The sequence below is a fragment of the Neobacillus sp. PS2-9 genome (assembly GCF_030915525.1).
GTDB lineage: Bacteria > Bacillota > Bacilli > Bacillales > Cytobacillaceae > Neobacillus.
Genome location: NZ_CP133269.1, coordinates 200,548 through 223,368, shown reverse-complemented (window position 1 = coordinate 223,368; position 22,821 = coordinate 200,548). Strand labels below are relative to the sequence as shown.

Below are 22,821 nucleotides of genomic sequence, written 5' to 3'. Positions count from 1 at the left end.
CAGTTAGACATCAAAGCGCTTTCAATATATCAGCCTAAAATAAAATGAAACTATTGCTTCAAGATAAATTTATAACTGTCACCTAAAATATACTGTTTTCCTCTATGCACAGGCCGGTCGTTTTCATCGATGACCGTTGTATCCATGTAAAAGAGGGGTTCTCCACTTGCGATATTAAGAAGCTGCATTTCTTCATCGCCTGCCCTGACAATCTCTAACGAAAGTTCGCTTGAACCGGATGGTTTTACGCCCAGCTTTTCTTCCAATATCCTATAGACAGAACCCTCTAAATTTTCATTCAATAAAGAGTGATATTCTTTATAGGAAAAATAGTTGTTTTCAATCATTATTGGGGAATCACCGGCATATCGTACTCTTTGGATAAATAACAGCGCGTCACCATCATCAAGCTGAAGCATTTTTTTATCCTTTGATGTTGGTTGGATAATTTCCGTTTTAATGACTTTACTGCTTGCTTCCAATCCGTTTGCTTTACAAGCATCACTAAAGCTTAAAAAATGGACAATTTTCCTTTCAATTTTCCTTTTGTTAACAAAAGTCCCCTTGCCCTGCTTTTTTACAAGATAGCCTTCTTCAACCAAGTCGACAATGGCTTTTCTTACCGTAATCCTACTAATTTTATGTTCTTCACTTAACTCTAATTCAGTTGGAATTTTATCTCCAAATTTCAGTTCACCATTTATGATTGAACTGCGAATAGACTCCTTTAACTGGATATATAAAGGAATTTGATCATCCTGTTTTAACATCTGTTTCACCTGCCCCTATTACAGTATTTTGATCGAATGATGGACCATATTCCCTAAATCACTTTAAGCAGCCATGCTTCTTTATCATCGATATTAATAAGTATATATAATTTCATTTAAGCTATCAATTTTGTTTTTTACCTATCAATCACACGTGATAAGACCTCCAACGATCTTTCAATGGCAGCATCCGGAGCTTGCACATATTGATAGGATGTATATTCCAATGTCAGGAAGCCTTTATAGCCAATTTCACTCAGTTGATCCATGTATTTCTGTAAAGGAAGCACACCATCTCCCCAGACAAGATGGCCTTCCGGTTTCCCGTCAATAAAATGAATATGAACCAAGTCATCATTTAATAGGTTATGATAATCAAGAAAATCTTCGTTTGCTAGCGCCATAGGAATGGTATCAATCATCCCTTTTAGATAAGGGCTGCCCACTTCATCTAATATTGCTTTTAACGACTTAGCATCGTTAACCAAATTTGACTCTACTCTTGTTAATGGTTCAAACGCAAGGATTACATCTAATTTAGCTACTACACTGGTTAGTCTCTCCAAAGAATCTATTGTTCTTTTCCATGCTTCAAGTCTGTCTTCATTTTCATAGCCCCACCCTGGAGTAACCAACATCATAGGCGCCTCTAATTCTTTCGCTGCTTCAGCTGATTTGATAAAGTATTGAATACTATTTTCACGGATTCTTTTCTCTTTTGCTGCAAGATTAATTGGGTACACACACTGCTCCGGTGTAAAGCACACCACCGATAAATCTCTTCTATCTATTTCTTTTTTTACCCTTCGAATATCGTGGAGACTCATTTCTTCTACATAAAAATGAGGAGAAGCACCCCATAATTCAATATTTTTAAAATCATAACGAACCATTGCGTCTAAAAAGTATTCCAATGGATAGTGCTTGTAATGAAAATTCATTCCTGTGATTTGATCTCTCGTAATCTTGGACACCCAACCGCACCCTTCCTCTTGTTTAATTAGCAAAATATTCAAAATTAATATAACATTATATTATGTTTTAAGTCAATGTAACACAAATTGAATCTTACTAATAATTAATTTAATGTTCAAAAAACATTGACAATTAATAAATGGAGGGTTAGTATAATGTTATATAATGTATTATTATATTTTAAACTAAATGTTCTAAGGAGGAAAAATGAATGGTAAATTCACAAGTAGTTGTAGACCCACAGGTTCAAACTGTATTAGATGCTCTGAAAGGCCGTACGATTAACCATGTTTATTTTGTTGCATGTGGCGGTTCTTCTGCTATTATGTATCCAAACAAGTACATTATGGATCGTGAGGCAAAAAACATTACTTCAGATGTTTACAGTTCAAATGAATTCATTCATCGCAACCCTAGAAAACTTGGCGAAAATTCACTTGTTGTCTTATGCTCAATGTCAGGTACTACTCCTGAAACCGTAAAAGCAGCAGAATTTGCTCGTCAAAAAGGAGCATTGACAGTTGGTTTTACTAACCAGCCAACTTCCCCGCTTGCCCAAGAAAGTGAATTTGTTGTGAAATACGAATGGGGCGCTGAATCCATTGCATTTAATACAAATTTAGGTTTACTTTATCAACTAACTTTTGGTGCATTAAACGTATTAGAAGGAAACGATAAGTTTGACAAGGTGGCCAACAGTTTAACCAATCTACAAGCTGTATTTGAAAAATCAGCTAAGCAATACGAAAGTCAAGCTCAACAATTCGGCCAACAATACAAAGATGAAAAAGTCATATATACAATGGCTAGTGGCGCAAACTATGGAATTGCTTATTCCTACGCCATTTGTATTCTAATGGAAATGCAATGGATCCACTCAAATGCCATACACGCCGGTGAATATTTCCACGGTCCATTCGAGATTATCGATAAAGATGTACCCTTTATTATCCTGCTTGGATTGGATGAGACTCGTCCATTAGATGAAAGAGCTTTAGATTTTTCGAAAAAATATGGTGAAAAATTGGTCGTTTTGGATGCTAAGGATCTTGATTTAACTGGCATTCACGAAGATTTACAAGGCTATCTTGCACCGCTAGTACTAAATCATATCCTCCGTAAATATGCAGAACAACTGGCAGATGCCCGTAATCATCCGTTATCAAAAAGACGATATATGTGGAAGGTCGAATATTAAACCTTTGAAAGCTCTTGAGTTTAGACTCAAGGGCTTTACTTATATACCGTAAAAAGACCAGCCCCTACGGACCGGCCTCTTCATGGAAGTAGTTTAGCTAATCGTAATCTTGCTCTCCCTCTTCTTGCCATGGCCGAATGCACCGAAGCGTCCGCATGTCTCAGATGCGGCGGCGGCCCCCTTTTGCATTGCTACCTTGGCATCACCATGCTGTACATACTCCTTTAAGAACACAGCCACAAACGTATCGCCTGCACCAAGTGTATCGACAACGTCGGTCTGGACAATTCCTTGTTCATAGACCTGATGGGAATCGGAGAACAACGATCCTTCAGAACCCCTCGTTAGAATAACATTTGGCGTCCCTGCAACATGAACCTTCCTTATAAACGCTTCACATTCTTCTTTGGTGAAATCGCCTCCAGAGAAAATTGCATATTTTATATGCGGGCAGACCCGTTCTAAATAGTCATCATCATACCTGGTTGAAAAATCGAATGAAATATCAATATGCTTTTTCAATTCTGACAGTTCTGTTTCAATATGGCTGAATACGCTTGTATGCAACAGAGAAAAATTGCTGATAAGTCCCAGCTCGGACTCAGTAAAATTTAATTTCACTTGCTTTTGAATGCCGCCCTTGTTCGACCCTACAAACTTGCGATCCCCGTGCTCATCCAACGTGACAACTGCCTCACCGGACGGACCAAACATTTTGCGCACGTGCGATACATCTATGTTCTCAAGTTTTAACGAGTTAACGATATGCTCTCCTTCCTCATCATTCCCGACAATCCCGATATATGATACGTTCTCCACGCCATACCGTTTCCAAAATACAGCTACATTCACGGCATTTCCGCCCGGAAACATCTCGCCACGATCATCATAATAATCTACTACATTATCTCCAACCGCAATTAATCTCATATTCAAATCCTCCCATTCGTTGAATAAGAGAAAGATACAATATACAATTGTATCTTTCTCACAGCTATATTAATAAGCCACTGTACGATAATATCTTCTAATCTCTAACGAGTGATTTCGTTTGTCCTCTAAATGCACGCTGAGTCTTTGCAGCTGCGTAGATGTAACAATTGGTGATAAATATTTTCTAAACTCTTTGCTAATTCCCTCTAACTCGTAATCCCCAGTATCAAGAACGGTCAATTTCTTTGTATACTTCTCTGCAAAGCGCTCAACACGTTCCATCAGCGGGCGCGTTTCATCTTCACCCTTAAATAAAATAACACTTGTATCTTTTTCGACTATTTCCAATGTACCATGGAAGAATTCCGCTGCATGGATGGATTTTGTCTTGATCCACTGCATTTCCTCTAATACACACATCGCATAGGAGTAAGCGCGGCCCCAAGTACTGCCGGAACCAACCACCAAATGATAAGGCTCATCTTTATATGCACGCGCAAACGCTTCTGCTCTAGCTTCGAACTGTTCCTTTACCTCGATTAACTTTTCAGGAAGAGCTTCTAACTGGGAAGCAAATGCTTCATAGTTAGGAAAATCTCCATTTTTATTCATCAATTTAAAAATGAGTAAATAAAGAACTAACTGATTGGAATCGCTGGCAAAATCATTTTCCGCAAAATTCACTAATGGAAAATCTACTGTATCAGCAAGCGGCTTATTGTATTCACCTGTTAAACCGATTGTAGTTGCTCCTCTATCTTTACAATATTTCGCAGCTGCTACCGTCTCCTCTGTTGTACCGGATAGAGAAGATAGAATCACAAGTGAATCCTTCGTAAATTGTTTATGATTTTGTAGCGCAAATTCCGCTGCAATCTCAGCATAAGCTGGAATCGTCGATGTCGAGTTAATCATATATTCAAATGGATAAAAGGTTGCCACTGCCCCGCCTGATCCAATTAAGAAAATATTTTTATACCCTTTTTCGTAAACCTTATCCACAACTTTCTCAATTTCCTCTCTTAGACCCACTGCTCCTCCAGTTACTTGTAGATATTTTTCTCTGCTAAAATTTAGCATTACTTCCACTCCCTATCATTTTAGTGTAATACGTTATAATACGTTATATATAGTATACGTTTATTTACTTTTACCGTCAATGAACGTAAAGGGGAAACACTCCCCCCATTTATCCCTTTACGCTTCCATCCGCCAAACCGCGAACAAAGTATTTCTGCATGAAAATAAAGATCATAATAAGCGGCAGTGCTGAAATAACCAAACCAGCCATTAAAACTCCCCAGTTTGTATTAAGCGCATCTTTAAAGACTAATAAACCTGAAGTAATTGGCTTTACCTCTTCCGTTTGAATAAAGAGAATCGAAAATAAAAACTCATTCCACGCATAATAAGCGGTTAAAATGACGCCCGTAAATATGATCGGTTTACTCATTGGTATAAATATTCTTGCAAAAACATCCAAACTTGTCGCCCCGTCCAGATATGCTGATTCTTCCAACTCTTTTGGAATCGATAAGAAAAAGGACCGTATTAATAGAACGGTTAATGGAATCCGATAAGCAGTAAACGTTAAAATCAGGGCCCAATACGTATCAAAAATTCCGATCTTTTGAACTAATTCATAAAGAGGGATTAAACTGCTTTGCGGTGAAAACATCAGGCCGGCTGAAACGAAAAGCAGCAGGAATTTTCCGCCTTTGAGTTGATAACGAGTCAAACCGAAGGCACAGGCTGCACTGATTAAAACCGTCAAAATACATGTACCTCCCGTGATAATCAAGCTGTTGACGAAGTAGCTTGAAACCCCTTGTTCCCATGCGGTCGTATAGTTTGAAAAGAGCCATTCTTTTGGAAGCCCCCAGCTGTCATTAAAAATCTCGGCTGTATTTTTGAAGGAATTAATAACCATCCAAAATAACGGATAAGCAATCGTAACAAAGTAGAGGGTCAGGAAAAGAAAGATTAGCCCGACTGTTATCGATAAGCCTGGTTTTCTTTTGGAATTCTTCAAGTTTGTATTTGGAAACTTTAAGACCTTTCCTTCTTGACTAACCATTTGAGAATCTCCATGTGATTCCATCGGCTTCATCTTTACTCCTCCCCTGTTTTTAAGAACTTATTTTGGATAAAATAGAAAATTAGTGTAATACCCAGAATCACATTGGCAATCGCTGAGGCAAATCCAGGTTCATTATCGATAAACGCCTTCTGATATAGATATGTACTAAACACCTGTGATGAGTTGCTAGGACCACCAGCAGTTAATACATACACTTCACTGAACACCAAGAATGAGCCTGTTACCGTATAGATTAATAAAACAAACGTCATTTCTTTTACCTGAGGAACCGTAATGCTAAAGAATGTCCGGATTTTCCCTGCACCATCGATGGTAGCTGCTTCATATAATTCCCCAGGAACTTTTTGAACAGCCAACACATACAACATAACGGTATAACCTATACTTTGCCATTGGGAAACGGCGATGACTGCAAAAATAGACGTTTTTGGGTTCCCAAGCCACCCTTCAGTCCATGCATCTAAACCTATCAATCTTAGAAAGCTATTTAGTAAGCCCACATCAGGATTATAAATAAAGCTAAAGAGGATCCCAATGACAGTCATCGAAATGAGAACCGGGATAAAAAAGGTTGTTCGGAAGAAGGTGGAAAATCTCCTGAATATCTTATCTTCTAATATCGCTGCAATCACTAATCCAAGCCCAACCTGGAGGATAACGGAGATAATGGCGTATAGGAGATTGTTCTTAAGAACCGTAAAGAAGACGGGATCTTTAATCAAGCGGGTATAATTATCTAGTGAAACAAAGCTTCTATCTAATGTAAATGGATTCCATTCATAAAATCCATTCATGATATTTCGAACCAAAGGATAATATACAAATAGGGCCAGCATCAATAAGGCAGGTGCCATATAAATAAGCGGGACTATTCTAGTTCTTCGCATCTATACCCCTCCCATTACCAACATCTATTAAAATGTCGGTTTAATAGGACTCTAGTATTCCTACAAACCGACGTATTAATAGAATTCATTTTACTTTATTACTTTACTTGTTTTGCTGCATCTTGCACGGCTTTCATGATTTGTTCAGGCTTCATAGTGCCGCCAATCATAGCTTGAACTCCATCGCCATAAGGCTTAAAAATACGAGTATCTAATGCGCTATCTGTCCAGATAAGCATATCTGGCTGTTCTTTGATTAAATCCATCGCTTTCACTTCTTGTTCTGTTGCGGTATTCGCATTAACCGCTCCTTCAACTGTACTTGGCATACCAGTATCCTTTGCCAATTTTTCTCCGTTAGCTTTAGAAGTTAGAAACTTCAAGAACTCAACTGCTTCTTTCGGGTGGGCAGATTTACTGTGAACCATAAATCCTTCAGGGGCCCCGATTAAGCCTCCTTGATCGCCTTTACCGCCTTCGATGGTTGGTACTTTAAAGGAATCCCATTTAAATGTTGCATCTTTCATATAAGTAATTTCCTGTGTTTCTAGGAACATAATTGCTGCTTTTCCGCCAAGGAATAAGTTTCTTGCTTCATCATGCGCAGTCGCATTTGGATTTTCATTAAAGAAAGGTCGTAATTCATCAAGCTTCTTTAAAGACTCAACATAGCTAGGATCCGTGAACTCCGCTCCCTTGTAGCTTAAATCTTTTGCTAACACATCCTGCGGTACAATTCTCTGATTTAAAGCTGTTACATAGTGAGCAGCCGCCCAAGGCGATTTATTTCCTAAAATGATAGGCGTTGCTCCGCTCTTTTTAATCGTTTTAAGAACAGTGATAAATTCATCCCATGTAGCAGGTGCTTTTAAGCCTAATTTATCAAACACATCTTTGTTGTAGAGGAATAATTTACTGTCGGTAAATAGTGGAACACCATAGGTTTTGTCATCTTTTTGGAAGAATTTCACCTGTGATGCTATTAAATTGTCTGACCAAGCTTTGTCTTCTTGGTAGTATTTTGAAAGGTCTAAAGCTACGCCATCACGGATAAACTTCTGGCCATATTCACCAGCCCATGTGAAGAACACATCTGGTGGAGTCTTGCTTCCAAGAAGCACGTTAGCTTTTTGTTTGTAATCATCGTTTAATGCTGTTACCTGTTCAACATGAATATCTGGATGCTGTTTTTCAAACTCTTTAATAACACTATTAAAATATGTTTTATACGGCTCATTTGGCCAGCGGTAGAAAAATGTAATAGTTTTCTTGCCATTTTCAGACTTAGTACTAGTGCTCTTTGAGGAACATCCTACGATTAATGACATGACCATTAAAATACTGACTGCTACAGTAAGCCAACGTTTCACATACATACCCCCAATTATTTAATCTTTCTACGTCCTATTTAAAACGCTTTCATCTTTATTTACCTTCAGAAATAACTTTTGTTTATCAATCCCCCATTCAACAAATGCGTTATGTTATATCTCTTGTTGTATTATAAGATTATATTACATAATATAACGTTTGAAGTCAATATCTAAATAAGGGGAATTTTCTAATAATTATTTTTACTACAACTCGTTTTTTCACTATGTTACTTTTGCAGAACAACGGTATTCTACGATAGTTTAGTTATAAGTTAAAATACCATAAAATCAATAATTATAATAGTTAAACTATTATTAAATTTTATCCTTAAAATCTGCAATGACGTACTTAAAACAACATAGAAAAAAACCCCTTTGGCGGATCCTAAATAATCCGCCAAAGGGGTTTGATGAATATAAGATATTATTACTTTCTACCTTCCGATACGGCGAGGCGATTGATGGCACGTTGCAGGGCAAGCTCCGCACGTCTGAAGTCAATATGCTCAGCATGCTGATCGTGCATACGCTGTTCTGCACGTTCCTTCGCTCTTATTGCACGTTCAACATCAATATCGGATGCTTTTTCAGCCGTTTGCGCCAAAATGGTTACTTGATCAGGACGGACTTCTAAAAATCCACCACTCACCGCAACCAATTCCGTTTTTCCATCCTTCTTGAGGCGAACAACCCCAATTGCAAGAGGAGCAACCAACGGAATGTGACCAGGTAAGATACCTAGCTCACCACTTTGAGCCTTTGTACTAACCATTTCCACATCTGATTCATACACCGGGCCATCGGGAGTAACAACATTGACTTTAATCGTCTTCATTTTTTACCCTCCTGGCAGGATTTAGACCTCTACGCCCATGCGTTTTGCAGCTTCAATTACTTCTTCGATGCGTCCAACAAGACGGAATGCATCTTCAGGAAGGTGATCATATTTACCGTCAAGGATATCTTTAAATCCTTTAACCGTTTCCTTAACAGGAACATATGAACCTGGCTGTCCAGTAAACTGTTCAGCTACGTGGAAGTTTTGTGATAAGAAGAACTGTAGACGACGCGCACGAAGTACAACTAACTTATCATCATCAGAAAGTTCGTCCATACCCAGGATCGCGATGATATCTTGTAATTCCCGGTAACGTTGTAACGTTTTTTGCACACGACGTGATACCTCGTAATGCTCTTCACCAACGATTTCAGGTGACAATGCACGAGAAGTTGATGCAAGAGGATCCACCGCAGGGTAGATACCCATCTCAGAAAGCTTACGCTCAAGGTTAGTCGTTGCATCCAAGTGAGCGAAAGTTGTAGCCGGAGCCGGATCCGTATAGTCATCGGCTGGTACGTAAATCGCTTGGATTGATGTAACAGAACCTACGTTAGTAGATGTGATACGCTCTTGTAATTTACCCATTTCAGTAGCAAGAGTTGGCTGGTAACCTACCGCAGATGGCATACGGCCAAGTAGGGCAGAAACCTCAGAACCAGCTTGCGTGAAACGGAAGATGTTATCCATGAAGAAAAGAACGTCTTGTCCTTGCTCATCACGGAAATATTCAGCCATAGTCAAACCAGTTAAGGCAACACGCATACGTGCACCTGGTGGCTCGTTCATTTGTCCGAATACCATCGCTGTTTGCTTAATAACGCCAGAATCCGTCATTTCGTGGTAAAGGTCGTTACCCTCACGAGTACGCTCACCTACACCAGCGAAAACGGAAATACCGCTATGCTCTTGGGCGATGTTGTTGATTAATTCCTGGATTAATACAGTTTTACCTACACCGGCACCACCGAATAGACCGATTTTACCACCTTTAATATATGGCGCAAGAAGGTCTACTACCTTAATTCCAGTTTCAAGAATTTCTACCTCAGTAGAAAGATTTTCGAAAGTTGGTGCTTCGCGGTGAATCGAATCACGACGTGCACTTGCAGGGATTTCATCAGCAAGGTCAATGTGCTCACCTAAAACGTTGAATACACGTCCAAGTGTAATATCCCCTACTGGTACGGAAATCGGTGCACCTGTATCTGCTACCTCAACTCCACGAGTTACACCGTCAGTGGAAGCCATTGCAATCGTACGAACAGTATCATCACCTAAATGAAGGGCTACTTCAAGGGTTAAGTTGATATCAACTTCTGATTCATTACGCGCTTTGGAACTAATTCTTAATGCGTTATAGATCTCAGGCAGCTGACCGTTTTCAAATTTAACGTCAACGACCGGACCCATAATTTGAACTACGCGTCCTATGTTCATCTTTTTCCCTCCTAACTTACTCTTTTGAAAATGAACGTAGTTGGAGACTGAGCATCTGTTCACTCATGAACAAATGCTGCCTTCCCGTTCATTTTCTTTTTTTGCCCGCCGTATGGGCTAATTTTTAAAAATTCTATTCTAACGCCGACGCACCGCCAACAATCTCTGTGATTTCCTGTGTAATCGCAGCTTGACGTGCACGGTTGTAGCTAAGCGTATAGTTACGAATCATTTCTTTCGCATTATCAGTTGCATTTCTCATTGCTGTCATACGGGCAGCATGCTCACTTGCTTTACTGTCTAGAAGAGCACCGTAAATCAAAGCCTCTGCATATTGAGGCAGGAGAACTTCTAAGATTTCTTCTGGAGACGGTTCAAACTCATAAGAAGCCAGCTTTGAAGAAGTTGTGATATCCGTTAGCGGAAGAAGCTTCTTCTCCGTTACTTCCTGAGAAATGGCACTTAAATAATGACTGTAATACACATATATTTCATCAAACGTACCGTCAGAGAACATTCCTACCGTACTTGAAGCGATATCTTTAATATCTGCAAAGCTCGGCTGATCGGAAACCCCTATAATTTCAAGGGCTACATTCATACCGCGCTTAACAAAAAAGTCACGAGCTACTCGACCCACTGCAATAATCGCAAATTCATCATTGGATTTATGACGGCTTTGGATTGTTTGGTGTACGCGTCGAATCACGTTACTGTTAAATGCGCCTGCAAGTCCACGGTCAGAAGTCATAACGATATAACCGGTTTTCTTAACAGCACGAGCCTGAAGCATTGGATGGTTAATTCCTTTGCTGCCGATTGCAATTGATGCCGTTACTTCCTGGATTTTTTCCATGTAAGGGACGAATGATTTCGCATTCATCACTCCACGGTTCCATTTCGCTGCCGACGTCATTTCCATTGCTTTCGTAATCTGACTCGTCTTTTTGGTTGAATTTATACGATTTTTAATGTCGCGTAAAGATGCCATTGGTTCTCACCACCCTCATTCAAAGAATGTTTAGCTAAGAGCGCCCTTAGGCGCCCCCAATATTACTCGGAAACTGCAAACGTCTTTTTAAAGTCGTTGATAGCAGAAGCGAAATCGTCATCAGAAGGAAGATCCTTCGTCTTCGTAATATGGTCTAACACTTCTTTGCGGTTGTGATCTAACCAATTTAACATTTCTGATTCAAAACGACGAATATCTTGAACAGGGATATCATCAAGGAATCCGCGTGTTAACGCATATAGGATTGCCACTTGCTTTTCAACTGAAAGCGGTCTGTTAAGATCTTGTTTTAATACCTCAACGGTACGTGCACCACGAGCAAGCTTCGCTTGTGTCGCTTTATCAAGGTCAGAACCGAACTGAGCAAATGCTTCAAGTTCACGGTATGAAGCAAGGTCAAGACGCAGTGTACCTGCAACCTTTTTCATCGCCTTGATTTGTGCAGAACCACCTACACGGGATACGGAAAGACCTGCGTTGATCGCTGGACGTACGCCAGAGAAGAATAGGTCAGACTGTAAGAAAATTTGTCCATCAGTGATGGAGATAACGTTTGTTGGGATATAAGCAGAAACGTCACCTGCTTGTGTTTCGATAAATGGTAATGCTGTGATTGAACCTGCACCTAATGTGTCGTTCAATTTCGCAGCACGCTCTAATAAACGGGAGTGCAAGTAGAATACATCCCCTGGATATGCTTCACGACCTGGAGGACGACGAAGTAATAGGGAAAGCTCACGGTATGCAGCCGCTTGTTTAGAAAGATCATCATATACGATTAAAACGTGTTTGCCAGAGTACATGAACTCTTCCGCCATCGCAACACCAGCATATGGAGCTAAGAATAGCATTGGAGCTGGTTGTGAAGCAGATGCAGATACAACGATTGTGTAATCTAATGCACCGTTCTTACGAAGCGTTTCAACCGCATTACGTACTGTTGATTCTTTTTGACCGATTGCAACATAGATACAGATCATGTTTTCGGTTCTTTGGTTCAAGATTGTATCAATCGCAACAGATGTTTTACCTGTTTGACGATCACCGATGATTAACTCACGTTGACCACGACCGATTGGAACTAACGCGTCAATCGCTTTGATACCTGTTTGTAATGGTTCATGAACGGATTTACGAGCCATAACGCCTGAAGCTACTGCTTCAACAGGGCGAGTTTTTGTCGCATTGATTGGACCCATACCATCAATTGGTTGTCCTAAAGAGTTAACAACACGTCCAATTAGCTGCTCACCAACTGGAACCTCCATGATGCGTCCTGTACGGCGAACTTCTCCGCCTTCCTTGATCTCTGTGAAAGGTCCAAGGATAATAATACCGACGTTATTTTCTTCTAGGTTTTGTGCCATACCCATAACGCCATTTGAAAATTCAACAAGTTCTCCAGCCATGACATTGTCGAGGCCATGAACACGAGCGATACCGTCACCTACGGAGATAACTGTACCAACATCACTCACTTGAATTTCTGCCTGATAGTTTTCAATCTGCTTTTTAATCAGGGCACTGATTTCTTCAGCTTTGATGCTCATGAGTTTCACCCCTATCTACGAATCTTAGCTTAACAATTTACGTTCTAAACGGTTTAACTTGCCGCGCAAGCTTCCGTCATATATACGGTTTCCGATGCGGAGCTTTACGCCACCAAGCAATTCGGAATCTACGATATTTTCAATTCTTAATGATTTCTTGCCTATTTTTGCTGCAAATGTAGTAGAAATAGCCGCGCGTTCAGCATCTGTTAGCGGACGAATGCTGAATACTTCTGCCTCAGCAATTCCCATTTCATTATTTGACAGCTCAATAAACTGGTCTACCACTTCGACGATTTCATCTTCGCGGTGACGATCAATCAAAATTAACAATGTATTTAGTACATAGGAATTGATAGATACAAAAGCGGCTTTTATAACCTCTTTTTTCTTATCAATCGTTAGTTTTGATGATTTTAGGACAGCTTTCAAATCAGCATTGTATTGTAAAACTTCTTTTACTACACGAAGTTCTTCTTCTACTGTACTTAGAATCTGCTGTTCTTTTGCAATTTGAAAAAGAGCTGACGCGTAGCGTTTTGCTACCATAGAATTGCTCATCGCTCTTCTCCTGCCTCTTTGATATATTCGCTAATAAGTTGTTCTTGATCTGCTGCAGTTAATTCTTTCTCAATTACTTTAGAAGCAATTAATACAGACAGGGAAGCAACTTGTTCGCGAATAGCTGCAACTGCTTTTTCTTTTTGCTGCTCAATTTCAAGCTTAGCAGCTTCTTTAAGACGCTCTGCTTCCGTACGTGCTGCAACTACGATCTCTTCTCGCTGGATATCGCCTTGTTTTCTAGCGTTTTCCATTAAGTTCTGTGCTTCCGTACGTGCTTCTTTTAAAAGATTTCTTTGCTCTTCTAAAAGTTTTTTCGCTTCTAAACGACTATTTTCAGCCGCATTAATTTCATTAACAATGTGTGCTTCACGTTCCTTCATGATGCCCATTAACGGACCCCATGCGAACTTTTTAAGCAATGCTAATAAAATAATAAACATTAGTAATTGGAAGAAGATATCTCCAAAATTAATATGGGAACCGCCTTCAGCAGCAGTAGCCAATACAAAATTGCTTGTTAACACCCTGGGTTCACTCCTTTCAAGAGTCGCTAAACGATGAAAGTAACAACAATTTAACTAGACATAAATGAATGGCGAAGGATGTATGTATCTTCGCCATCTGGAGTTTTAATGATAATTACTTATTTAAAACCATGAACGCGATAACTACACCGATGATCGGTAATGCTTCAACTAACGCAACCCCGATGAACATTGTAGTTTGTAGTGTACCACGTAATTCAGGTTGACGAGCAACACCTTCTACAGTACGTCCTACGATAAGACCGTTACCAATACCTGCGCCAATAGCTGATAAACCAATTGCAATCGCTGCTGCTAAAATACCAATTGAACCTGTCATTTCGTTTTTCCTCCTTAAATGTATAAAAAAGTATAGTTTATTATTTTGTTCATGAGTAATGAACGGTTTATATTAATGGTCGTGACTCACTTTATGAGCCATATAAACCATTGTTAACATTGTGAAAATGTACGCTTGAATTGAACCTACGAAAATAGAGAAACCTTGCCATACTAGTGTTAATGGTACTGCTGCAATAGTTCCAGCAATCCCTTGATGCGCTAGTCCAGCTGCTAATAGGGAAAGAAGCAATTCACCAGCAAAGATGTTACCGTATAAACGCAAACCAAGAGTTAGCGTATTCGCGAATTCCTCAATAATCTTTAATGGGAAAAGAAATTTCATTGGGCTGAAGAAGCCTTCTGCATATCCTTTTACACCTTTTAGCTTTACACCATAGAAGTGCGATAACGCAACAACCATAACCGCTAACGTTAACGTAATCGTTGGGTCAGCTGTCGGTGATTTCCACCAAAGGTTTTCGCCAACTACGATTGCAAACGGAAGACCTAACATATTTGATACAAAGATATACATCAATAGTGTAATCCCAAGAATGTGGAATCGACCACCTGTCTTCCAATCCATTGTACTGTTGATAATTCCTTTAACGAAGTCCAAAATCCACTCAAAGAAATTTTGTACGCCAGTTGGTTTCATCGCAAGTTTGCGGGTAGCAAGGACTGCAATAAGGAAAACAATCGCACTTGCAACCGTAATCATTAGAATATTGGCCCCGTTAAACCAAAGCCCCATAAACTTAAAATCCGGAGTTCCGTGTTCCATGTAAACTCACCTCGTTTCCGCTTCATTTATGTACATGCAATGCATGATAAAAATAATCTATCATAATGACAATATAGGATGTCATCAATCCTATTACTAAACCCATCACATTGAAATACTCTGGATATCTCAATGCAATTAATGCCGCTATTCCACCTACTGCCATCCTGGAAAGCGACCCAAGTGAGCGGACTTTTTTGCCCTGTGATACCTTTTTATCAAAGTCTTCGGTTTTTCTAACTAATAACCAAAGATTTAAGAAACCAAAGCATGTCCCAAGAATCAACCCTAAGAAGATTGTTTGGTATGATGTAAATCCCCAGCCGAGAACATAAATGGACAACAAGTAAAAAATCCATTTCCGCTGTCTGTTGTACATGATTCTGAAATCTGGCATAGTTATTTATCTCCTGAATAGAAATGACGGATTGAAAGAAGCATGGAATAGGTGCCTGCTGCAAGTCCTAAAAGCAGTCCAACTATTAAGAAAATTGGTTCGGTACCCCAATGCCGATCCAGCCATCTGCCTGAGAAAATACCTATTAGAATGGAACCGACTAACTGGGAGACGATCGCGGACATTAAAGCCATAGCTTGTAATGGATTGCGGTTGTTTTTTCGCATGCTTATCGCATCCTCACTATAAGAGAATGTGAACCGGATAATAGTATGCAAATAGGCGGGAAACACCGTGGATAATAGTCTATTAATCCGATGAAAACCCTATCATTTTACACCCTTTGTTAGCATACAATAGGCATCTTTTAAAGTCAATGAATTTAGTGAATTATCCCACAAACAATTTCCCAAGATTTTTCTCTCATCAAATTTTAATTTACTCTATTATTGTAGTGGATTTTTTAAACTTTTTTTGACCATTTTGTGTCTATTTTGTGAACATTGTCACAGGAGGCGGATATCCGTGATTCATGGGGTGGACAAGCCGTTCGGATTTTGACTTGCCCATTCACTCGCATATTTTACTCTTTTTCCCTCTCGATGACGATCATCCGCTCGATAAAATCTTCCTTCCCAGCCTTTTTAGCAAACACCTTCACGAGGTACGTCCCAGCTTCCGGCAGCTGCTCAACCGGAATCACTTTCCGGATTAACCCTTTTTTCACGTTTGTCTTCGTATCCAAAAAACCAACAAACCGGTAATCCTCCGGGTTAAACAAGGCAATTCCAAACTCCTCTGCTCCGCCAGGCAAATACACCTCATACCGATACTGTCCACGATGATCGCTTTCACCAAAATCAAAGCCCATCACACGTGGATATCCCGGCTCCTCTAGTACATACAAATACGGAATGTGAATCGTCGATGAACCCGCCTGCATTTGAATATAACCGTCATGGACTTTTCGTAAAAACACTTTAGGGTCGACCGTTAACTCAACCGTCACCTCTTTCGACTCCTTTGGCCCAAGCGTGAACGATAACGGGAACCTCCAGTTCAGCCCCTCCATCCTCTGCGGAATCGAAAAGGAATACCGCTGCGTTTCTGAACTCCTATTTTCCACATGCAAAGTGGCCTGATGAACATCATGATCGTCACTATATTTCCCAAACCTCATACTGCTCGGCGAAACAAGCGAGGTCGCCTTGATCGCTTCATCTACTTGAATCCGGCCGGCACCCTGTTCGTACGTGCGGTAAAACCCTAGACTCTCATCAGCAGTAGAACTCATCTTTTCGGGCTCCAACTTCACAAGCGGTTTTGCCGTGTTCATCAACGCTGCTTTAATTTGCACCGGCGTCCAGTCCGGGTGCGCCTGCTTAATTAACGCACAGGCCCCAGCCACATGCGGTGCCGCCATACTCGTTCCCTGCAAAGACAAATAGCCGCCTGGAATCGTCGAATTTATGGCTACCCCCGGGGCAACAATGTCTGGCTTAATTTCCCACGTTCCCGTCACCGGCCCCCTCGAGCTAAAGTCTGCCAGCCGGTCCCGCTCCTCTACCACCGAGATTCTCGCCGCCACACGTTGTTTCTTTATTTCTTTTTGTAAAAAAACTCCGTCACCCTTCGATAGTGAACCCACTGGTAGGGTCAGCGGAGATTCCAGATTCCCAATGAAGCTTCCGCTCATATTATTGTAGATTAACACCGCTCTAGCTCCCGCTGCACGGGCATTTTCTGCTTTCTCAGTAAAGGTCAGTGTCCCCCGCTTCATCAGGACGATTTTTCCTTGAACATTCCTTAATTCCTCTTTCCTGCCGATACCGCCGTCCACCAGATCGACTGACCGGTCTAGCGCCCATTTAGCTGAGCCCTCCATCGGCTGAATCCGATATTTATTCCGGCTTCCTTCTATTAATAATAAAGGTATTTCCATCGTGGGTGTGGAGGCTCCGACCGAAATCGCTTTGGACGCCGTTCCCGGTGAACCAACCGTCCACACATTCGGTCCAGAATTCCCGGAAGCGGCCACTGCCACTATTCCCTTGTCCACTGCGCGGTTGAGGGCCATACTAATTGGGAGGTCCGGTCCATTGATATCGTTCCCGAGCGATAGATTCATAATATCAACTTTGTCTTTAATCGCCTGATCAATGGCCGCCAGTACCTGTTCAGTCGTCCCGCCGCCTCCCGGCCCAAGTGCCCGGTACGCCACAATTTTCGCCTCCGGCGCCACGCCTTTAATTTTTCCATTAGCCGCAATGATTCCCGCGACATGGGTGCCATGGATGGTTGCTTTCCCGATAGCGAGGGTTTCCATCGGATCGCGGTCATTGTCAACGAGGTCATGCCCGCCCGCATAGTTACGCTGCAAGTCGGGATGAGTATAATCGACACCCGTATCAATGACCCCAACCGTTACCCCTTTTCCGGTAAGGCGTTCGTCTTTTGCGTCAAAATAGCTGCGAACCTCTTCTCCGCCAATTATTTTGACACTTTCCTCGGTTTCTACCTGATACTGGGTCACCTGTGAGACATTCATAATATGTTGTTGATTGGTGAGTTTGGCGATGGTTTCGGCGGGACCTTGAACAGAAAACCCGTCTATTGCCTCTTTAAAAATTCGTCTTAGCTTGATGTCCCTGTACGGACGGATGAGTTGTGCGATTTCCTGATCCGACTGCGGCCGGTCTAAAATGATAATCGCCACGCTTTGTTCATTTGTAGGTTTTGGAATAGGAGGATGAATAAGAATTCTTGGAGTTTGAAAGGCAAGGAGCAACACAAGTATGAATTTCATCAATGAAAATCCCCTTTTTTCCTATCGTTTTCATTTAACGGGGAAAGTATGCAGTCTGGAGGAAGATAGTATTGAGTGGTTCTTCCGCTGCCAGAGACCTGAAGATGTAGTGTGTGAAGTAACCCCTTAGCTACTCCGCGTTTTTCAATTAATAAAAATTCCTGAAACTGTTTTAAAGTCATTTTTTCATTTAATAGAAGGAAATAATCTCTGACTGCGGGAAAATGAGCGTCTTTTGAATAGGCTTTACAGGACGGGCAAAACCATGTAGCCGACACTCTCAACATCGGTATTCTTTTGCAGGTGGGACATTGAACCCCAGGGACGATCTCCGTCCGGCCAATACCATACATTTTGAGAATTTCGGGATAAGAGGGGATATGCTCTGCTAATAAAAGCTGTGTCAGTTTATTATAGGATTTGCTTTTTAAAACAGGAGTTTGGTATTTTGCAGCAAGCTGATTGATTTTCTCCTCTAAACACTCTGCATAAATAATATTTTTAAAAATATGTTCATTACCTGGATTTGTTTTTAAAATGGTGGAGTTTCTACTGATTACAACTAAGTATTCTAGGGGGATTGGTGGGAGCCTATGGTTAATCATCCAATGAAGCAATTGATTCCGGTGCCGCCTTGCTTGAATGAGAGGATTAGTAATGCCTTCTTCAATATCCTTATAAATTCTTGTTACACTTTGAGTATGTTGATCGAAAAACAGCGTCCCAACAATGTTCTTTATTTCAAGAACTAATCCAAACATAAGCGATAACAGGATAGTATCCATTTGGAAAGTATTTTGGTTTTTCAGACGCAAGTCATTTATTATACCAAACTCCTCCTCCGGTAAATAGGATAGGTAATAGTCAGTATTCTTTTCACCCGCATAGCCCGTTTTCCAATTAATTAAGTCTTTTTCAATCTCCTTATAGCGGTAAAAACGGGTGTCCAATCTACGTAATAGTGCCTCCCGTTGTAAAAGCTGGATCGGAACAGGTCTTTCCTTTAAAATCATGAATCTTCCTCCTTTTTATTTTTTAACAGTTACCTTTTTCTAATGAAAAACCTAAAAATCCTTTATTTTTTGTAGGTAGATTTTGTGAACGATGACTTAAGGTAGGTTTTTAGGATGAATTCGGAGTTTGTAAACACAATTTCTTGGAAAATTGGGTGGTCATTTTTGTGATTGGCTTATTTTTCGGGTTGATTGGCTCATTTTTTCTTATGATTGGCTGATTTTTCCGAAAGACTGGATCATTTTCATACAACATTGGCTCATTTTATGCGTGTATTGGATATTTTTCCAACAATAACCAAATTCTCCGCCGAAAAAACAAATAAAAAAAAGCCGAACAACGTCGACTTTTCCCCAAATATCCTTATTTCGTTCCAAACAAACGGTCACCGGCATCACCAAGGCCTGGTACGATATAGCCATGGTCATTTAATTTCTCGTCTAACGCTGCGATATAAATATCCACGTCCGGGTGCTCCATTTTTACTGCTTCCACGCCTTCAGGTGCAGCAATCAAACACATAAATTTGATATTTTTAGCGCCGCGCTTTTTCAAGGAGTTAATCGCTTCATTAGCAGAACCACCTGTTGCCAGCATTGGATCTACGACAATGAAGTCCCGTTCTTCTACGTCACTTGGAAGCTTTGCATAATATTCAACTGGCTTCAGTGTTTCTGGGTCGCGGTATAGTCCAATGTGACCTACCTTTGCCGCTGGGATTAACTTTAAGATTCCGTCAACCATTCCGATTCCGGCACGCAGGATTGGCACTAAACCAATTTTCTTCCCAGAAAGAACCTTCGATTTTGTTTGGCACACGGGTGTCTCAATATTGATATCTTCAAGCGGCATGTCCCTTGTGATTTCAAATGCCATTAAAGTTGCCACTTCATCAACCAATTCTCGGAATTCCTTTGTTCCTGTGTCTTTATCACGTATGTAAGTCAACTTATGTTGGATCAGTGGATGGTCGAAGACGTATACCTTTGCCAAAAAAATCGCCCCTTTTTATAAAATTTATCAAATACTCCGTCTCATTTTACAGAAAAAAAGTGCAATGAGCAAATAGGAAAACGGTTACTTTTAGTAGTAAGAATTTTTCGAAAAAACAATATAACTAGCTTGTTAATTTCCGCTCCAGGCACTTCGCTTTCCGTGGGTGTTTCGGCGAGCCTCCTCGGCGCAAGCGCCTGCGGGGTCTCCCCTGAACCATACTCCCACAGGAGTCTTCGTGCCTTCCGCTCCTATAACAATTTTCCTTTAAATAAGTCAAAAAAAATCGGCCCCCAATTAACTGTAGGCCGATTCTGTGATGTTTAGTATTCTGGATAGAGTGTAAATTTACTTGTTAAGGCTTCTACGCGCCCGCGTGCTTCTTCTAGTTTCGCTTCATCTTCATGATTTTTCAAAGTGAAGGCGATGATGGATGCAATTTCGTCCATATCTTCTAGACCAAAGCCTCGGCTCGTTACTGCTGCCGTACCGATGCGAATACCGCTCGTTACGAATGGGCTTTGCGGATCAAATGGAATCGTGTTTTTATTAACGGTAATACCGATTTCATCAAGTACTTTTTCAGCTACCTTACCAGTTAAGTTAAGCGACTGTACATCCACCAATAGCAAGTGGTTGTCCGTACCGCCAGACACTAACTTCAAGCCTTCTTTTTGTAAGCTATCCGCTAAGCGCTTGGCATTGGTAATGATGTTGCCAGCGTATTCTTTAAAGCTGTCCTGCAGTGCTTCACCGAAAGCAACAGCCTTCGCCGCAATTACATGCATAAGCGGACCGCCTTGAATGCCAGGGAAAATCGACTTATCAATCTTCTTGCCAAATTCCTCTTTGCAAAGAATCATTCCGCCGCGTGGACCACGCAATGTTTTGTGAGTTGTTGTCGTAACAAAATCTGCGTATGGCACTGGGTTTGGATGCAATCCTGCTGCAACAAGACCAGCTATGTGAGCCATATCAACCATGAGGTAGGCGCCCACTTCGTCGGCAATCTCACGGAACTTTGCAAAATCGATTTCACGTGGATAAGCACTTGCACCCGCCACAATCATCTTTGGCTTATGCTCAAGTGCTTTTGCACGAACATCTTCGTAATTGATGCGGTGTGTCACTTCATCAACACCATATTCCACGAAGTTATATTGAATACCGCTGAAATTGACTGGGCTGCCGTGTGTTAAGTGACCGCCGTGGGATAAATTCATGCCAAGCACTGTATCGCCCTGCTCAAGAACGGTGAAGTAAACCGCCATATTGGCCTGTGCACCAGAGTGCGGCTGCACGTTTACATATTCCGCTCCGAAGATCGCTTTCGCACGTTCACGTGCTAAATCTTCGACAACATCGACATACTCACAGCCACCATAATAGCGACGGCCTGGGTAGCCTTCTGCGTACTTATTGGTTAGAACGGAACCTTGTGCTTCCATGACTGCTTCACTTACAAAGTTTTCTGAGGCAATTAATTCGATTTTAGACCGCTGACGACCTAATTCTTGTTGGATCGCTTGAAAAACCTGTTCGTCGGCTTGAGACAAATGCTTCATGATATTTCTCCCCCTTTTATGTATGCAAGCGTAAAAAATTTGAAAATTCCTTATTTATTTTAACACGTTTTTTCTCTATGTAAAAAATAAAGTCTGGAAAGTTGAGCGCTTGCTCAAAATTTTTAAAAAAATCCCCTACTCGGACGGTAAATAGGACCTGTTGTCCGGACCTCCTGAACAGAAGCCATTATGAACAGCTTTCGTTTGCATTCGTCCGTTCGTATACTGCTCTAGCGCCACCAATAAGCTTTGGCCTCGTTTTTGCTAGCGTTACATACGCATGTCCGACATGTTTCTGCATTACCCGCACCGGCACAGCCACATGTTTCATATGCATGCCAATCAGCGTATGGCCAATGTCCATTCCTGCATCCGCCTTCACGAATTCCACTACCACCGCATCATTAAGCTGCTCGAACGCATAGGTAGCCATCGCACCGCCCGCTTTGCGGACTGGAACCACGGAAACCTCGTCGAATCCGCGCTGTTCGGCGACGGACCGTTCTACAACCAACGCCCTGTTCAGGTGTTCACAGCATTGGAACGCAAATTGAATGCCTGTTTCAGACTGCAATTTTTTTAATTGACGAAAAATCATTTCGGCTACTTCAAGGGTTCCAGAGGTACCGATTCTCTCCCCGATCACTTCGCTTGTGCTGCAGCCGATCACCAACAACTGCCCCGACTTAAACGAAGCCTGTTCCTTGAATTCTGTAACTATTGCTTCCAATTGTTTTTCCCATTCCTGAATCATT

At 41.1% G+C, this 22,821-nt stretch carries 23 protein-coding genes; 1 reads left to right on the top strand and 22 read right to left on the bottom strand.

The annotated features are described in order from the left end of the window. Positions 1-50: 50 nt before the first annotated feature. Together RCG25_RS01070 and RCG25_RS01065 are read right to left on the bottom strand one after the other, a co-directional pair. Complete coding sequence (locus RCG25_RS01070; protein WP_308081835.1) at positions 51-770, bottom strand: GntR family transcriptional regulator; 720 nt, start codon at positions 768-770, stop codon at positions 51-53. A 137-nt stretch (positions 771-907) separates the two neighbouring features. After that, complete coding sequence (locus RCG25_RS01065; RefSeq protein WP_308081833.1) at positions 908-1,744, bottom strand: sugar phosphate isomerase/epimerase family protein; 837 nt, start codon at positions 1,742-1,744, stop codon at positions 908-910. A gap of 212 nt (positions 1,745-1,956) precedes the next feature. Here RCG25_RS01065 and RCG25_RS01060 point away from each other — a divergent pair, with 212 nt between their 5' ends. Then, the gene (locus RCG25_RS01060) at positions 1,957-2,943 is read left to right on the top strand and encodes an SIS domain-containing protein (RefSeq protein WP_308081832.1); all 987 of its coding nucleotides are present in this window, start codon (positions 1,957-1,959) and stop codon (positions 2,941-2,943) included. A gap of 93 nt (positions 2,944-3,036) precedes the next feature. Here the strand turns inward: RCG25_RS01060 and RCG25_RS01055 are convergent, their stop codons facing one another. The 20 genes from RCG25_RS01055 to RCG25_RS00960 form a co-directional block, all read right to left on the bottom strand. Next, the gene (locus RCG25_RS01055) at positions 3,037-3,873 is read right to left on the bottom strand and encodes a PfkB family carbohydrate kinase (protein ID WP_308084073.1); all 837 of its coding nucleotides are present in this window, start codon (positions 3,871-3,873) and stop codon (positions 3,037-3,039) included. 69 nt (positions 3,874-3,942) lie between these two features. After that, the gene (locus tag RCG25_RS01050; RefSeq protein WP_308081831.1) at positions 3,943-4,956 is read right to left on the bottom strand and encodes an SIS domain-containing protein; all 1,014 of its coding nucleotides are present in this window, start codon (positions 4,954-4,956) and stop codon (positions 3,943-3,945) included. 109 nt (positions 4,957-5,065) lie between these two features. Continuing rightward, positions 5,066-5,977: a carbohydrate ABC transporter permease gene (locus tag RCG25_RS01045; RefSeq protein ID WP_374121055.1), complete on the bottom strand. Its 912-nt coding sequence runs from the start codon at positions 5,975-5,977 to the stop codon at positions 5,066-5,068. Between the two features lie 11 nt (positions 5,978-5,988). Next, positions 5,989-6,864: a carbohydrate ABC transporter permease gene (locus RCG25_RS01040; protein WP_308081830.1), complete on the bottom strand. Its 876-nt coding sequence runs from the start codon at positions 6,862-6,864 to the stop codon at positions 5,989-5,991. 98 nt (positions 6,865-6,962) lie between these two features. Beyond that, positions 6,963-8,240: an ABC transporter substrate-binding protein gene (locus tag RCG25_RS01035; protein WP_374121024.1), complete on the bottom strand. Its 1,278-nt coding sequence runs from the start codon at positions 8,238-8,240 to the stop codon at positions 6,963-6,965. A 424-nt stretch (positions 8,241-8,664) separates the two neighbouring features. Continuing rightward, a complete protein-coding gene (locus RCG25_RS01030) occupies positions 8,665-9,072 on the bottom strand; it encodes a F0F1 ATP synthase subunit epsilon (protein ID WP_308081828.1) in 408 nt (135 codons plus the stop codon). A 21-nt stretch (positions 9,073-9,093) separates the two neighbouring features. Beyond that, positions 9,094-10,515: a F0F1 ATP synthase subunit beta gene (gene atpD, locus RCG25_RS01025; RefSeq protein ID WP_308081827.1), complete on the bottom strand. Its 1,422-nt coding sequence runs from the start codon at positions 10,513-10,515 to the stop codon at positions 9,094-9,096. 133 nt (positions 10,516-10,648) lie between these two features. Then, the gene (gene atpG / locus RCG25_RS01020) at positions 10,649-11,506 is read right to left on the bottom strand and encodes an ATP synthase F1 subunit gamma (protein ID WP_308081826.1); all 858 of its coding nucleotides are present in this window, start codon (positions 11,504-11,506) and stop codon (positions 10,649-10,651) included. A gap of 62 nt (positions 11,507-11,568) precedes the next feature. After that, a complete protein-coding gene (atpA, locus tag RCG25_RS01015) occupies positions 11,569-13,077 on the bottom strand; it encodes a F0F1 ATP synthase subunit alpha (RefSeq protein ID WP_308081825.1) in 1,509 nt (502 codons plus the stop codon). 24 nt (positions 13,078-13,101) lie between these two features. After that, on the bottom strand, positions 13,102-13,638 hold the full coding sequence (locus tag RCG25_RS01010; protein WP_308081824.1) for a F0F1 ATP synthase subunit delta: 537 nt from the start codon (positions 13,636-13,638) through the stop codon (positions 13,102-13,104). Further along, entirely contained in the window at positions 13,635-14,165 is a 531-nt protein-coding gene (locus RCG25_RS01005) for a F0F1 ATP synthase subunit B (RefSeq protein ID WP_308081823.1), read from the bottom strand. The genes RCG25_RS01010 and RCG25_RS01005 overlap by 4 nt, the downstream gene beginning before the upstream one ends. Before the next feature lie 115 nt (positions 14,166-14,280). After that, a complete protein-coding gene (atpE, locus tag RCG25_RS01000) occupies positions 14,281-14,505 on the bottom strand; it encodes a F0F1 ATP synthase subunit C (RefSeq protein ID WP_308081822.1) in 225 nt (74 codons plus the stop codon). A 72-nt stretch (positions 14,506-14,577) separates the two neighbouring features. Continuing rightward, positions 14,578-15,291: a F0F1 ATP synthase subunit A gene (gene atpB, locus RCG25_RS00995; RefSeq protein WP_308081821.1), complete on the bottom strand. Its 714-nt coding sequence runs from the start codon at positions 15,289-15,291 to the stop codon at positions 14,578-14,580. A gap of 22 nt (positions 15,292-15,313) precedes the next feature. Then, complete coding sequence (locus RCG25_RS00990; RefSeq protein ID WP_308081820.1) at positions 15,314-15,688, bottom strand: ATP synthase subunit I; 375 nt, start codon at positions 15,686-15,688, stop codon at positions 15,314-15,316. Between the two features lie 2 nt (positions 15,689-15,690). Then, on the bottom strand, positions 15,691-15,915 hold the full coding sequence (locus RCG25_RS00985; RefSeq protein ID WP_308081819.1) for an AtpZ/AtpI family protein: 225 nt from the start codon (positions 15,913-15,915) through the stop codon (positions 15,691-15,693). A 356-nt stretch (positions 15,916-16,271) separates the two neighbouring features. Beyond that, positions 16,272-18,494 carry a S8 family serine peptidase gene (locus RCG25_RS00980; RefSeq protein WP_308081818.1) on the bottom strand — a complete coding sequence of 741 codons (2,223 nt, stop codon included), beginning with the start codon at positions 18,492-18,494 and terminating at the stop codon, positions 16,272-16,274. After that, the gene (locus RCG25_RS00975) at positions 18,494-19,507 is read right to left on the bottom strand and encodes a nuclease-related domain-containing protein (protein WP_308081817.1); all 1,014 of its coding nucleotides are present in this window, start codon (positions 19,505-19,507) and stop codon (positions 18,494-18,496) included. Before RCG25_RS00975 ends, RCG25_RS00980 begins: the two co-directional genes overlap by 1 nt. 364 nt (positions 19,508-19,871) lie before the next feature. Further along, entirely contained in the window at positions 19,872-20,501 is a 630-nt protein-coding gene (upp, locus tag RCG25_RS00970) for a uracil phosphoribosyltransferase (protein ID WP_308081816.1), read from the bottom strand. A 323-nt stretch (positions 20,502-20,824) separates the two neighbouring features. Beyond that, a complete protein-coding gene (gene glyA, locus RCG25_RS00965) occupies positions 20,825-22,066 on the bottom strand; it encodes a serine hydroxymethyltransferase (RefSeq protein WP_308081815.1) in 1,242 nt (413 codons plus the stop codon). A gap of 187 nt (positions 22,067-22,253) precedes the next feature. Further along, positions 22,254-22,820, bottom strand: a complete 567-nt coding sequence (locus RCG25_RS00960) for a TIGR01440 family protein (protein ID WP_308081814.1) — start codon at positions 22,818-22,820, stop codon at positions 22,254-22,256. Position 22,821: the final 1 nt, after the last annotated feature.